Origin of the sequence: Kitasatospora sp. NPDC087861, from assembly GCF_044742585.1 — a bacterium.
Lineage (GTDB): Bacteria > Actinomycetota > Actinomycetes > Streptomycetales > Streptomycetaceae > Kitasatospora.
This window is the reverse complement of record NZ_JBIUUS010000061.1, coordinates 1-13,747: the sequence shown is the minus strand read 5'-3', so window position 1 is coordinate 13,747 and position 13,747 is coordinate 1. Positions and strand designations below refer to the sequence as shown.

General features: G+C 71.7%; 12 protein-coding genes and 2 pseudogenes. 9 read left to right on the top strand and 5 right to left on the bottom strand.

All coding sequences use genetic code 11. The features are described 5' to 3' along the window. Nucleotides 1-47: 47 nt before the first annotated feature. The 4 genes from ACIOJE_RS39330 to ACIOJE_RS39315 form a co-directional block, all read right to left on the bottom strand. Entirely contained in the window at nucleotides 48-398 is a 351-nt protein-coding gene (locus ACIOJE_RS39330) for an isomerase (protein WP_280682007.1), read from the bottom strand. A 360-nt stretch (nucleotides 399-758) separates the two neighbouring features. Continuing rightward, complete coding sequence (locus ACIOJE_RS39325) at nucleotides 759-1,823, bottom strand: phosphatidylinositol-specific phospholipase C domain-containing protein (protein WP_280682149.1); 1,065 nt, start codon at nucleotides 1,821-1,823, stop codon at nucleotides 759-761. 261 nt (nucleotides 1,824-2,084) lie between these two features. Beyond that, entirely contained in the window at nucleotides 2,085-2,954 is an 870-nt protein-coding gene (locus ACIOJE_RS39320; RefSeq protein WP_280682005.1) for a geranyl diphosphate 2-C-methyltransferase, read from the bottom strand. Between the two features lie 70 nt (nucleotides 2,955-3,024). Further along, entirely contained in the window at nucleotides 3,025-4,209 is a 1,185-nt protein-coding gene (locus tag ACIOJE_RS39315; protein WP_400783201.1) for a family 2 encapsulin nanocompartment cargo protein terpene cyclase, read from the bottom strand. A 363-nt stretch (nucleotides 4,210-4,572) separates the two neighbouring features. On the opposite strand from ACIOJE_RS39315, the gene ACIOJE_RS39310 reads away from it, so the two are divergent. Then, entirely contained in the window at nucleotides 4,573-4,977 is a 405-nt protein-coding gene (locus ACIOJE_RS39310) for a cytochrome P450 (RefSeq protein ID WP_400783231.1), read from the top strand. A gap of 440 nt (nucleotides 4,978-5,417) precedes the next feature. Further along, on the top strand, nucleotides 5,418-6,710 hold the full coding sequence (locus ACIOJE_RS39305) for a cytochrome P450 (protein ID WP_280681999.1): 1,293 nt from the start codon (nucleotides 5,418-5,420) through the stop codon (nucleotides 6,708-6,710). A 96-nt stretch (nucleotides 6,711-6,806) separates the two neighbouring features. On the opposite strand, the gene ACIOJE_RS39300 is transcribed toward ACIOJE_RS39305, so the two are convergent. After that, nucleotides 6,807-7,370, bottom strand: a complete 564-nt coding sequence (locus tag ACIOJE_RS39300) for a GNAT family N-acetyltransferase (RefSeq protein ID WP_400783198.1) — start codon at nucleotides 7,368-7,370, stop codon at nucleotides 6,807-6,809. Nucleotides 7,371-7,714: 344 nt separating this feature from the next. Between ACIOJE_RS39300 and ACIOJE_RS39295 the strand changes: the two are divergent. From ACIOJE_RS39295 to ACIOJE_RS39265, 7 genes and pseudogenes are all read left to right on the top strand, one after another. Next, nucleotides 7,715-7,978, top strand: a pseudogene (locus ACIOJE_RS39295) (IS30 family transposase); the annotation flags it as partial. A gap of 600 nt (nucleotides 7,979-8,578) precedes the next feature. Further along, on the top strand, nucleotides 8,579-9,658 hold the full coding sequence (locus tag ACIOJE_RS39290) for a helix-turn-helix transcriptional regulator (protein WP_400783195.1): 1,080 nt from the start codon (nucleotides 8,579-8,581) through the stop codon (nucleotides 9,656-9,658). Nucleotides 9,659-9,852: 194 nt separating this feature from the next. Beyond that, on the top strand, nucleotides 9,853-10,017 hold the full coding sequence (locus ACIOJE_RS39285; RefSeq protein ID WP_280681992.1) for a hypothetical protein: 165 nt from the start codon (nucleotides 9,853-9,855) through the stop codon (nucleotides 10,015-10,017). 256 nt (nucleotides 10,018-10,273) lie between these two features. After that, nucleotides 10,274-10,978: a hypothetical protein gene (locus ACIOJE_RS39280; protein WP_400783192.1), complete on the top strand. Its 705-nt coding sequence runs from the start codon at nucleotides 10,274-10,276 to the stop codon at nucleotides 10,976-10,978. A gap of 16 nt (nucleotides 10,979-10,994) precedes the next feature. Then, a pseudogene (locus ACIOJE_RS39275) lies at nucleotides 10,995-11,165 on the top strand (family 1 glycosylhydrolase); the annotation flags it as partial. 165 nt (nucleotides 11,166-11,330) lie between these two features. Next, nucleotides 11,331-12,182 (top strand): cytochrome P450, encoded by an 852-nt coding sequence (locus tag ACIOJE_RS39270; RefSeq protein WP_400783190.1) that lies wholly within the window; start codon nucleotides 11,331-11,333, stop codon nucleotides 12,180-12,182. Nucleotides 12,183-12,386: 204 nt separating this feature from the next. Continuing rightward, nucleotides 12,387-13,634 (top strand): hypothetical protein, encoded by a 1,248-nt coding sequence (locus ACIOJE_RS39265; protein ID WP_400783187.1) that lies wholly within the window; start codon nucleotides 12,387-12,389, stop codon nucleotides 13,632-13,634. Nucleotides 13,635-13,747 lie beyond the last annotated feature (113 nt).

Sequence of the window (13,747 nt, the reverse complement as noted above, 5' to 3'; positions counted from 1 at the left end):
CCGGGCATCGGCTCAGGTACGGCCCCGGGCATCGGCAGGGCCGGACGCTACCGGCCGGGGTGGTGGACGAAGCGGTAGGTCTCGCGGTCCAGTTCGGTGACCTCGACGCCGATCGCGGCCGGTACGTCGAGGCGGGCCTGCAGGGCGGCGAGCACCCGGGCCGTCAGCTCGGCGCGCTGCCCGGTGCTGCGACCGGCCAGGATCTTGATCTCCACCAGCACCACCGCGCGCCCGCCCGTCCCGTCGCCGACCGTGTGGCGCCCGGACGGGCGGAAGAGCGTCTTGCAGTCCGCCACGGTGGTGTCGATCACCTCGGCGATCAGTTGGTGGACCTCCCGGGCGAAGCCCGCATGGTCCAGGTCGAGGTCGGCGGAGTGGTCGACCAGGATCTGCGGCACGGGAACCTCCCAGGGGACGGAGCCCCCGTCGGGCTCGTCGGACAGTGCCGCGACGCTATCGCGGGCCGCCGTACCGTCCGCGGGCGGGTCCACTGCGGCGTGCTGGAGCCTGGGCTTCGGGCCTCGGACATGGGACCCGAGGCCCGAAGCGCCGTTTCAGCAGCCGAAGTTGATCAGACGGAAGGTCGCGTAGTGGTCGCGTAGTGGTCCCGGGTGTCGTAGTCCTCCCGCGAGCGCTTGCCGGTGCCGATCCGACAGGCGCCCCGGGTCGGCGAGCCGGGCGTCACCCCGGGCCGGGGCCCGACACGCGTGCGCCACCGGGGCGGTGAACGCCCCGGTGGCGCGGTCGGGCGGCCGGTGTCAGCCGCGCGGGAGGACCAGGGACTGGACGGCCGGGAGCTTGCGCCAGTCGCTGGAGACGATGCTGGCGTGCGCCCGGGCCAGCAGCTCGGTGCGCGTGCGGGCCTGGTCGGCCGTCGGGTCGGTGGCGCTGATGGCGGGCGCCACGTTGTGCGCGTCCGTCATCACCAGGAGGTAGTGGGAGCGGTCGTACCAGGCGGTGTCGATGCCGTTGACGTACGTGGCCGCGTCGCCGTCGAAGACCACGAACCAGGGACGGATCCCCGCGTCCGCTCCCGTGTACACGGTGCGCGGGTCACCGGCCGCGGCGCCGTGCACGGCGGGGAACAGCTGGGCGTCCCCGATCCGGCCGGCGGCGGCGAGGTCGCGCAGGTGGCGGCCGTACTCGACGTCGGTGTGCAGGGTGTCGAAGGGGTTGCTCTCCTCGACCGTCCCCGGGATCGCGTACAGCAGGACCTTCCCGGCGAGCGCCGAGCGGCTCGGCCAGTTGCCGGCCCGCACCGCCTCGTCGACGCTGGCGTACGCACCGCCGCCCGGCTTGGCGAGCAGGTCGGCGGGGCGCAGCACGGCCGACCCCAGGTGGGCGGCGATCAGCGCATCCAGCTCCGTCGGCCCCATCCCGTGGTTGGCGGAGAAGCCAGCCTTCAGCTCCAGCTTGACCACCAGCGGGCCGGCGCCCGGGTGGGCGCCGAGCCAGACCCGGATGTCGTCGAGGCAGTGCTCCAGGTTCTTGTTGGCGCCGCCGCTGTACAGCTGCGCCGGGGTGCTCGCGGCGGTGCAGTTGTTGGAGTTGCCGAGCGGGTTGGAGTGGCTGACCTTCCACTCCTTGGTGACGATGTCCGTCCAGAGGTCCAGCTCGATCATCCCGGTGCCGGTGTCGAGCGCCTGGGCGAGGTACGGGTAGGCGGCCGGGTCGTAGGTGTTGTGCAGGCCGACGGTGGTGGCCGAGCCGAACGGCAGGTCCGCCGGGCCGCTCGCGGTCGTGCTCTCCGTCGCGCCGGCGGCGCCCGTCGGTATCAGGGCCGCCGTAGCGGCGATCAGGCCGGCCGTCAGGAATCCGGCCATGGTACGGCGTACGGTCACAGGTACTGTCCCCCCAGTCGAATGTGCCTCCCGGCCGCCCCTCCCGGGCCGCCGGACGAAGCATCGCCCACCGGGGCGAGCTTCGGATGAAGAAGGCACGACAATAACGTGACGCCTTGGCCGCCTCTCACCTGGCCCGGGCGGCGCCACCCGCCTCGCCTTCACCCGCCATGACCGGGCGGGGCCTCCCCGCGTCCGCGGAGAGGCCACCGTCACACCCGGGCCGAACGCCCGCGTCGGCCGTCAGACCCGGTCGGCCGCGATCAGGACGTACTGGAACGAGCCGTCCCGGTACGAGTTGATGAACGCCTCCTCGATGCCGGTGACCAGCGACGAGGTGGCGCGCAGCTCCCAGTAGGGCAGGGTGGCGGGCGTCAGGTCGATGACGGCCTGCGGCACCAGGCGGTTGTCGGCCATCGCCCGCAGGTACTCCCGACGGGAGTGGATGTTGCACTCGAAGTGCGCGTTGATCTGCGAGACCCACTTCGACGGCTGCCCGTACGCGGGGTTCCAGCAGCCGGTGACGGTCACGTACCGGCCGCCGACGGCGAGGATCCGGGCGTGCTCGGCGAACAGGTCGTGCAGGTCGACGTACATGCTCGACTCGTTGTTCCACGAGCCCGCCACCTGGCCGGTCTCGAACGGCATGTCGAGCATGTTGCAGACCTGCGAGCGGACGAAGTCGCCGATACCCAGCTCGTGGGCCCGGTCGTTGCCGAACTCGGCCTGCTTGGCGGAGAGGGTGACGCCCTGGACCCGACAGCCGAAGCGCTGGTGGGCCATGACCATCGAGCCGCCGCGGCCGCAGCCGGCGTCCACCAGGGTGGCGTCGGCCGGGATCGGGCCCAGGTGGTCGAAGAGCAGCTCGGCCTGCGCGGACTCCAGGCGGTGCAGCTCGGTGATCACCTTCTTCTCGCGCTCGCTGTCGGACGGGTCGCCGATGGCGGCCTGGTCGACGTCACCGATGCCGTAGTGGTGGTGGTAGAGGCCGTCTACGTCGCCGAGACGCAGGTTGACCGGACGGGCCTCGTGGTCCCAGTAGCGTGCGATGTCGCCCTGGTAGGGAGTCGCCGGGCCGGGGATGGCGGCGGTGATGTCGTCGGTCAGGGACATGGGTCAGCTCCTTGCAGGTGGTCGGCAGAGGTGGTGGTCGGCAGAGGTGGTGGTCACCGGAGAACGGTGGTCACCAGAAGTCGGGCAGGGTGTAGCGGAAGGAATTGGTCTGGTGCCAGAAGTGGTTGCCGTCGAGCCACGCGGACACGCCGCGCAGGAACCGGACGAGCGTCGGGACGGGACAGGCCGCCGCCAGCGCGGCCGCCTCGGCCTCGAAGGCGTGCATCAGGTCGTTGTGGACCTCGACCGCCTTCAGGTACCCGTCCCGGCGCGAGCAGTCCTCGCGTTCGGAGATCACCACGGGCAGGTTCAGGTGCAGTCCGGGGGTGGACAGCTCCTTGGTGTACGAGTACAGGTCGTTGACGATGGTGGTGGCGTTGCCGGCCAGTGCGATCACCCGCTGCACGGCGGGCAGCGCGTGCAGTTCGGCGGGCAGCTCGTAGCCGCCGACGGTGTCCGTGATCGTCGGGCAGGGGCGGAAGTTGTTGAACTGGCGCATCGCCAGGTACTCCCACACCTGCGGGACGTGCTCCGTCTCGGCCCAGGACGCCTCGGCGAGGTAGCCGAGGTGCAGCCGGGCCATGTCGTGCCGGAGCCGGTCCGACTGGGAGGGCGTGGACGCGCGGGTGAAGTACTCCATCGCCGAGCGGTACGCCCGCCGGGGGGCGTCCTCGTCCAACGAGGCCTCCCAGGGCGTCTGGTACTCCGCCGTGGTGTGCAGCGCGTCGAGCGCGGTGTGCGCCAGCAGCAGGCGCCCGCCGAGGCCGACCGGCGAGCCACCGTGATCCTCGCAGTAACAGTCGTCGACCGCGTTCTCGGCCACCATGAGCCGGGCGGCGAGCATCAGGTGGTCGACGCTGGGCGCGTCGGGGTGGCAGGCCACCATGTAGCGGCCGGTCGAGAAGCCGTCGAACTGGTCCTCCCAGTCCGGCGGGTACAGCTCGACCTCGTCCAGCGCCCAGGCCTTGATCTTGAGGCTGAGCTCCTCCACCCGTACGGGGTCGGGCTCGGCCACCGGGTGGTGGTAGAGGCCCGGAATGGGGTCGCCGGGCTTCGGCTTGGCACCGCTCGGCGTAGGAGTACCGGACGACGGGCTGCCGAACGAAGGAGTGCCGGACGACGGGAGGTTCGGCACGGGAGCACTGGGCGCAGCGTCACCCGCACCGGGCGCCGACGCACCCGGCGCCGGGTAGAGGCCCGCGGTGCCCAATCCGCTCGGTCCGCGCAGGACCCGCTCCATCGCCGTGGAGTTCATGACCCCACCGCCACGGCGACGGCGCGCTCCGGGGGTGTCTCCGGTCTGGTGCACAGGGGCATGGAGCCTCCTCTGATGAAATCGCACGATATGACTGGACGTCAGGTCGCCCATAGGGAAGGCGATCTTCGAAACACGCCCCCGTCTCGCTCGGTCCCCAACGGTAGGTGTGAAGGCAGGCCCGGAAACGCTCCGGACGATCTTCTACACCCGATCAGGTGAACGTGCGTGCTTATCGCGGTTGAACCACGCCCTCCTCATGCACAGACCCGCCCCCGGCCCGCCACAGGCGGGGTGATCTTCCCCGACCCACCGGCGGGAACTCCCGGGTGTAAGGGGGAGAACACTGGACCCGACCCCGTGATGGAGCGGGGCCAGGAAGGACGGAGCAGCACAGGGAGACCGCTCCTGCGGTACGCGCAGGCCACCGTGGGCGCCAACCTCCGGGTCAGCACCGAGGACGTGGTGCTGGGCGGCGTGACGGTCCGGGAGGGCGAGGCGGTGATCGCACTGACCTCCTCGGCCAATCACGACGAGCGCGTCCACCACCGGCCCGACCTGCTCGACCTCACCCGGGACACCCCGTCACACCTGTCCTTCGGGCACGGCGCCCACTTCTGCGTCGGCGCGCAACTCGCCCGCGTCCAGCTCCAGGAAGCCCTGTCCGGCCTCGTCACCCACCTCCCGACCCTCCACCCGGCCGGTGCACCCGACTGGAAACGCGGCCAGATCACCCGGGCTCCCCGCACCCTGCCCGTCGGCTGGTGACCCCCGCAGGGCCCGCAGGGGACCGGTGGTGTGCTGCCGGCGCCCGACGAGGCTGACCTGCAGACCGAGTTCGACTTCGAACTGCCCTGCGGGCACGTGGATGCCGAGGGCGTCGTTCACCGCGAGGGTCGTATGCGGCTGCGAGCACGCGCCTTATTTCCAGGCCGCGGCTGATGTTCTAAAATATGACATATGCGGTGTTTACAGTACTTGGTGCTGAACACGGGCGAGAGGAGTGCACCATGATCGCCAAGCTGCTCCGAAAGCTGTCTTTCACGCGCAACTACGGTGCGTACGGGGCCCACGACTGGGGTACGTCCGCCGACAAGCTGTGACCGCACTGCCGGCGGGTGCTCCCGGGCACCCGCCGGCTCCTGGCCATGCTGCCGGCGATATCGGCCTGGACGGGTACGAGCGCCAGGGGCGATCTCATGGGCCGAATGAATGAGCCGCCGCGGTTGCCCGAAGGCAGCTTCGCGGCCTGGAGCCGCGACCGGCTGGCACTGGCGCGCCGTGGCGCTGACGAATGCGGCGACGTCTGGCAGCTGGAGCCGGGTGCCTACGTAGTCGCTACGGCTGGCCCGTGCGAAGAAGTCCTGCACCGCGCGCAGGACTTCCCCAAGCCGCCCTCGCCCCTCTTCCCACCGTTGAAGCGGGCCAACAGCGCGCCGACGCCCGAGGAGCATTCGCACGCCCGCGCCGCCCGCATGCGCGGACTACGCCCGCAGGCGGTTGCGGCCCGGATCGGTGAGATCGCGCCCGGCACCGCTCGATTCGCCGACCAGTGGCCCACGGGCCGGGACGTCGAGATTCTGCCCGTCGTCCGGCCCGTCCTGGCAGAGGTCGGCGTGCGCTACCTCTTCTCCGAGGACGCTCCCGCTCTGCTGCCCTTCGCCTGGCAGCTCTTCGTGGCCCGGGAGCTGCTCGTACGCCCCTCGCGCTGGGTATGGCCGCGCTGGGTCCCCACGTCGGCACGGCGCTTCCGCACACGGCAGCAAGTCGCCTTCACCAACGCGTTGCGGCCGATCGTCCGCCGACGCCGTTCATCGGGCCGGCTCGGTGACGACGCGCTGGGACACATGCTCCGGCCCTCCCCCCGCTACGGCCTACTGCCGGAAGAGGCCGTCCTCGACACCCTCCCCGGAATCACCGTCGCCACCTTCGAGACACCTTCCAGGGCAGCCGGATGGATCCTGCTCCACCTGGCCCGGTACCCCCGGGCAGCGGACCGCATCGCGGCCGAAGCCTCCTCGCTGCCCACGGACCCGGCCGCGACGACCAGCACCCACCTCGACAGCCTGCAATACACCCAGGCACTGGTTCGCGAGGTGCTCCGACTGCACCCCCCGAGCTGGCTGCTGACCCGGCGCGCCACGCAACAGACTCGGCTCGCCGGCTACACCATCGACGCCGGGTCCACCGTTCTCGTCTGCCCCTACACCGCCCACCGCGACGCACGGGAACACTCCGAGCCGGACCGGTTCCGGCCCGAGCGCTGGCTCGATGATTCGGGCTCACCGGCGAAACCGGGGGTCTTCCTCGCCTTCGGTACCGGGCCGCACGGCTGCGAGGGAGCCGCTCTGGCCATGGCCATGCTCACCCTCCTGACCGCGCAGATCGCCCGCCGCTACCACGTGAGCGAGCCGCCCGGACCGGAACCCAGCTACCAGGTCACCACCTTCGAAGGTCTCGCGACCGCCGGCCTGCGCCTGCGTGCCACCGTGCGCGACTGAGGGCAGTCCCGCTTTCGGTGACAGGTCGCCTCCACCCGCGAGCAGCGAACGTTGATCAGGTCCGCGTGCCGTTCCACACGTGATCGTATGACCGGCTCACGGTTCGCTCATCGCGTGTCGCCGGTCGAACTCGTCGACGAGCATGCCCATCATGACAAGGTCGTGGTGCCGGCCGGCGGAGAAGACGTGTTTCCGCAGGCGCCCCTCCTCGGTGAAGCCGAGCCGACGAAAGAGTGCCAGCGATGCCCCGTTGTCGGCCAAGACCGCCGCCAGGCATTTGTGATAGCGCCGCTCGGCGAACATGAAGCGCAGCAGCAGCACCACGGCTTCCGCCGCATAGCCCTTGCGTCGGTGCTCAGCGCCGATCGTGACATCGAACTCGAACCAGCCCGATGGACGGCCGGTGCGATGTGAGCCGACCGTGCCGACCAGCTCTCCCGTGGCCGTCGCTTCGACTGCCAACCGGAAACGGTCGTCATCGCACTCGGCAACGGCTTGCTCCCGCGCCCAGGCACGATAGCTCTCGGCGGACCGCGGCAGGTCCAGCCGGGTCCGGCCCTGCCCGTAACCGTCAGCGTCAGCGAAGCGCGCGAACGCCGTCCAATCGTCGGGTTCGATAGCGCGCAGGCGCACCCGTTTGCCGGACCAGGACGATGCCATGCCCTAGTTGATCACTCTCAGTGCACGCGAGGGCGAGAGGCGCGCCGAGGCAGGTGTCGCCCGCAGTGCTCTGTCTCACCACTGATCGTCGTTGATCACTACAGCGAGTCTCGCGATCACGGAAGGGCCGCGGGCGTGGGTCCAACTCGTCCGGCTGGGATTTTGCCCTGAACGCGGGCGCCCTGGGCCACCCGCAACCTGATCAGCTCGCCGGTTTGCTCCTGAGATGAGGCTCATTCCCGGCCGTCGTCGTCCTCGTCCAGGTCAGGGCCTTCCGGGTCGCGAAGCGGGTGGAGGCAGTGACGTTGTAGCGGCCGAGCATCGCCCTCTCCGAACCGCTTCCTCAGGGCAGCGAGATGGCACGGCACGGCGAGTTCACCCTCGCCACCGACGTCCCGGTCTACTTCTGCGACCCGGCCAGCCCCTGGCAGCGCGGCTCGGCCGAGAACACGAACGGCCTGCTGCGGCAGTACTTCCCCAAGGGCACCGACCTGTCGGTCCACCCCCCGGAGCACCTGGCCGCCGTCGCCGACCAGCTCAACCGCCGTCCACGCAAGACGCTCGGCCGGGAAACCCCAGCCGAGCGTCTGACTGAACTCCTCGCGGCCTGGACAACCGACCACGTGTGGCAACGATCGCCGGAAACCGCCCACCGGTGGTGCGCGGCCCTTCGTCATGCCTGGCCGACGGGGAGCGGGCGCCGGCCGAGGGAGCGGGGTCAGCCGATGACGTGGTGGCAGAGGTAGGAGACGGCGAGCACCGCCAGGACTTCCCTCGTGATCGCTCGGCGTGACTCAACGGTGGCAATCCGCGCACGCCGCAGGGGCGTGCCGACCGCATTCGGTGCGGTCGGCATACCCCTTCCCGGGTGGTTGCCGGGCTGGTTGACGGCCGGTTGACCGTCCACCGGGGCCATCAACCACTGGTGGACGTCGCCGGCCAGAGCCCTGGTGACGGGTCAACCAGGGCGAAGTGGAGTCAGGCGACCTGGTCGGGGGAGGGCGGCCCGGCCGGCCCCGGACGGGCCGTCTTCTCGGTCAGCTCCTTCATGGACTCCCTCCCGGCCTGAGGCGTTTCCGCGCCTCCCGGCCTCATCCTGACGGGACGTCAGGATGAGACCGGGGCGCCGCCGGACCGTCCCGAGGAGGAGTCGCACCCCGCCGATCGGCCCATGGGTGGGAGTACGAACCGCGTGTTAGCTTCCCGCCATGGGACTTCGTGGGACTCGTGGGGTGGCGGCGCGGTCGGCGATCGAGGGGATGCGGGAGCTCGCGGGGGCGGGGCTGACGACGCCGGAGGTGTTCCGGCGGGCTGACGAACTGCTGCGTCCGGTACTGGAGTTCGACGCGGTGTGCTGGCACACGGCGGACCCGGCGACCGGACTGGTGAACTCGGTGCAGAGCGAAGATCTCAGCCTGGCCGCGTTCGAGCAGGCCGTACGGCTGGAGGTGTGGGCGGACGATCTGGCGACCTTTCCGAAGATCCGGCGCAGCGGGGTGCAGGCCGAGACGCTGAGCCGGGCGACCAAGGGGCGGCTCCAGGAGAGCGTGCGGTACCGGGAGCAGGTCGCGCCGGCCGGATTCGGGGACGAACTGCGCGCGGTGTTCGACGCGGCGGGCGGGATGTGGGGGTGCGCGGCGTTCCTGCGGGTCCCGGACCGCGGCCCGTACCTGGGGCGCCAGCGGGAAGTCGCCGACGCCGCCGCCCGGCACCTGGGCAACGCGCTGCGGGCGTGCCACGTACCGTCCGGGGCGCCGGACGCGGTGGATCCGGGGCCGGCAGTGCTGGTGCTCGACCGGCACAACCGGCTGCAGGCGCTGTCCGGACCGGCCGAGGAGCTGCTCGTCCGGCTGGCCGACCCCACCCCCACCTCGCTCACCGTCCCGACCAGTGTGGCGATGGCCGCCGAGCACGCCCGCCGGGCGGCGCACGGGCTGACCGTGCCGCAGACGCCGGTGCGGGTCCGGACCCGGGACGACCGCTGGTACCTGCTGCACGGTTCCACACTGCGCGGCGGCGGGGCGGCGGACACGGTGACGGTGGTGGCCTCGCCCGCCTCGCCGGCCGAGCTGATGCCGCTCCACCTGGCCGCGTACGGGCTGACCGCCCGCGAGCAGGAGGTGGCGCTGCTGCTGGTGCGCGGCAGCGACACCCGGGACGTGTCCCGGGTGCTCGCGATGACGCCGTACACGGTGCAGGACCACCTGAAGTCGGTGTTCGGCAAGACCGGGGTGGGCAGCCGGCAGGAGCTGATCGCGCGGATCATGCTCGGCGGGGGGCGCTGCTGATCCGGGGCTACGGCCGGTCCGGCGCCCCGGACCGGCCGGGGCTGACCAGCCGGACACGACGGGGCCCGGGCACGACGGGGTCCGGGCACGACGGGGTCCGTGTCCCGGGCCGCCCCCGCGCCGCAAAAATACCCATAGGGGTATATTGGCAGGACCGGCGCCCCATCCGGGGGTGCGACGTGAGGAGTAGCGCGATGTGTCGACGAACCACCTGCCGGACCTGCGGCAAGGCGAGCTATGCGGGGTGCGGCATGCACGTCGACCAGGTGCTCGCCGGGGTGCCCGAGTCCGGACGCTGCGCCTGCGACCGGACGAAGGGCCGGGGCGGTTTCCTGGCGCGGCTGTTCGGTCGCCGCTGACGGGCACCGCCGACGGACGCCCGTCGCCGGACGAGGAGCACCGCATCAGCGACACCACGCTGCGCCGCCTCCAACGCGACCTCGACCTCGAACAGGAAGGTCTCGGCCGTCCATGACGAGCCATGACGAACCGTGACGGGTCCGTTCCTCCGGCCGGCCCCGGGCCGGTCGGAACAGCGGCCCCGGTCTTCCACGCCGCCAGGCCTCCGGTCACACTGTCGCGAGCAGTACGACGAACCACCGAACGGGGGCCACCATGGCAAAGGGCCGGAAGAAGCAGAAGAGGCCGCTGAGCGACGCGGCCGCCGCCCAACGGCCGAAGACCGCCCAGCGGAAGCGGCCCCGGAAGGACAAACCGTTGTCGCCCCGGACCGTCCGCCGGACGGCGGCCCTGGTCGCGGTGCTCGCCCCGGTGACGATCGTCGGGCTGATGGTGCTCGCCGTCGACCCGGACCACACCGCCCTCTTCACGATCCTCGCCGTACTGGCGCTCATCGCCTCGCTGGGCGCACTGATGGCGGTGCGCGCCCGCGGCTGGGTGCTCTGGCCCGGCGTCCTGCTGGGCGTCCTGCTCCTCGCCGTCCCCACGGCCACCACCCGGGCGGAGGTCCTCGCCCACCGCGGGGAGCGGACCGAGGCGGTCATCACCTGGGCCCACGGCAGCAAGGACAAGGGCGGCAGGACGCACTGGACCTGCGGCATCCGCCGCACGGACGGAAAGCCGCTCCCGCACGCCGAGTACCAGGGCTCGGGCTGTTACGGATCGTCCGACATCGGCACCACCACCACCGTCCTCGTCGACCCCGAGGGCTGGGCCCCGCCCGCCTCCGGGGACCTCGACTTCGCCTTCCTCTCCGGCGGCGTCTACGCCGTGGCCGGCCTCAGCCTGCTCTGGGCCCTGCTCGCCGCAGCCGCCGCCCGCCGCACCCTCCGGGAGTCACCGGCCGCTTCGCGGGCGTGACGGTGACCCGCCCCGGATCGACGCCGTCGGCAACCGCGTCTTCCTCGGCCCGACGCCGGACGGCGCCTACCCCGAGGACCTGCTGGACAACTTCGCATGGGCCCACGGCTACGACAGGCGCTTCGGCCTGATCCACGTCGGCTACCGCACCCGGACCCGCACCCCGAAGGCCAGCGCCCACGGGTACGCCCACACCGCCCGCACCGGCGAACTCCTTCCGCCCCAAGGCTTCCAGGGGACCCCCGCGTCGGCCGGGACACCCTCCCGACACGGGCGGGGTTGCGGCCGCATCCTTGATCCGGAGCGCTGCTCCGGTGCCTCCCGCCCGACTCGACCGAGCGAAGGAGCCCTCATGGACTGCCGGCGCCTCGTCCTCGATCCCACCGGCCGCGAACGCGACGCCGAGACCGCCGAGTTGTGCGCGCGCGGCCCGGCGACGCCCGTCGACATCCTCGGCGTCGAGGCCTGGGCCGTGGCCGACCCCGGCCTGCTGGAGCTGCTGCTGAAGGACCCCCGGGTCTCCAAGGACGGCCACCGGCACTGGCCGGACTTCCCGAGGGTGGTCCCCACCTGGCCGCTGGCCGTGTGGGTCACGGCCCGGGACACCGAGGGCGAGGGCGAGGCCGCCGCCCTGACCGAACAGGAGCTCCGCGACACCCTGTTGCTGGTGGTCTCGTCCGTCTACGAGACGACGGTGAACCTGATCGACAACGGGATCGCGCTGCTGCTCACCCACCCCGACCAGCTCGCCGAGGTCCGGGCCGGCCGGGCGCGGTGGAGCGACGTCGTCGAGGAGGCGCTGCGCCACGACGCCCCGGTGGCGCACCTGCCCCTGCGCTACGCCGTCGAGGACATCCGGCTGTCGGACGAGGTGACGATCCGCCGGGGAGAGGCCATCCTCGCCGCCTACGCGGCCGCCGGGCGACACCCCTGCCGGTACGGCGACACCGGCGACGCCTTCGACGTCACCCGGCCGGTGAAGGACCACCTCGCCTTCGGGCACGGCCCCCACTTCTGCCTGGGCGCGCCGCTGGCCCGGATGGAGGCCGAGACGGCGCTGCGCAGGCTCTTCGAACGCTTCCCGGACCTCGCGCTCGCTCCGGGTGCCGAGTTGGCCCCGGTCGCGTCGCTGATCTCCAACGGCCACCGGTCGCTTCCGGTCCTGCTCGCCGGGCTGCGGGTCGGGCTGCGGGCCGGCAACTGACGAAATCGATGGCTACCGAACCCGGCGACTGACGAAATCGGCGGCCGAAGAAATCACACACCCACTTGTTGATAATGTGATCACATGTGTGAGCGCTGTGGCGCCACACGCCACAGGGGAGGGGTCGGCCGGTCCGCGGCCCAGGTCCAGTCACACGGGAGACGTACCATCAACACCGTTATTCGCAAGGCCGCACGCGGCGCCATGCCCGTCGCCGTCTGCGCGTCCGTCCTCGCCGCGGGCCTGACCGCCTGCGGCACCGTCCAGCAGCTTTCGGCCGCTCAGAAGGTCTCCAAGGCCTTCGGCGCGATCGGCGACGGCACCGCCGCCGCTGCCACGATCTCCGTGGACGCCACTCCCGAGCAGATCGTCGCCTTCGGCAACGCCACCGGGGACAAGGTCGAGCAGAAGAGCGCCGAGGCCCTGTCCGGGCTGAGCGTCTCCGTCGTGATGGCCGCCGACAAGCCCCTCAAGGAACTCGACACCTTCAAGAACGCGCAAAACCAGGGTGGCTCCCAGGAGGTGACGCCGGACAAGTCGCTGCGCGTCTCCTACGTGCTCTCCGACAAGAAGGGCACCGCGCTCCTGGAGTACCGCCAGGTCGACGCCAAGGCGTTCGTGCGCGCCGACGCCAAGGGCCTGGTGAAGCTGGTCGGCGAGGACCCGGCGCAGGTGGACGCGATCGCCAAGGACCTGCCCGCCGAGCTGAACCCGGTCAAGGACGTGCTGGCCGGCAAGTGGGTCTCGCTCGACCTGCAGGAGCTCGCGGACGCGGCCAAGAAGTCCGACGGGGCCAAGTCGACCACCCCGACCGGCAAGCCCTCGCTGGACCCGGACACCGCCAAGCAGCTGACCAACTCGCTGAAGGACGTGTTCACCCGCACCGTCACCTTCGAGGACAAGGGCAAGGCGGACGGCGCCGACCACGTCCTGATGAGCGCCCCGGCCCGCGACGTGTTCGACGGGGTGCTGAACGCCGTCAAGCCGCTGTCCGCGAAGTTCCCGGAGCAGTTCGGGAAGCTCCCCGCCAAGGTCCCGGCCGACGTGCCCGACCGCAAGATCGGCGTCGACGTGTACCTGAAGGGCGGCAAGTTCTCCTCGGCCACCTTCGACCTCGCGCAGCTCTCGTCGAAGGCCGGCCCGGGCACCGCGTTCCCGGTGAAGCTCGCGTTCAGCCAGTCCGCCCCGACCGTCCAGGCACCGACCGACGCCACCAAGCTCACCGGGGAGGACATCCAGAACGCGGTGCTCTCCCTCGCGAGCGCAGGGGCCGGCACCGGGAAGGGCGGGTTCGGGACCTCCGGCAAGCTGCAGGCCGGCCCCGGCAAGCCGCTGACCGACGCGCAGCTCACGGAGCTCACCGGTCTCGGCATGCCCAAGGAGCAGATCCTGATGTTCAACCAGCTCGGCATGGGCTACGAGGACATCAAGGGCCTCGCCCAGGAGGGCTGAGCTCGCCACGACACCGGGGCGTGGGGGGGGGGGGGGGCCCCCCCCACCCCCCCCCCCCGGGCGCGCGGGGGCCCCGCGCCCGCGGGGCGCGCCCCCCGCGCCCCCCGCCCCCC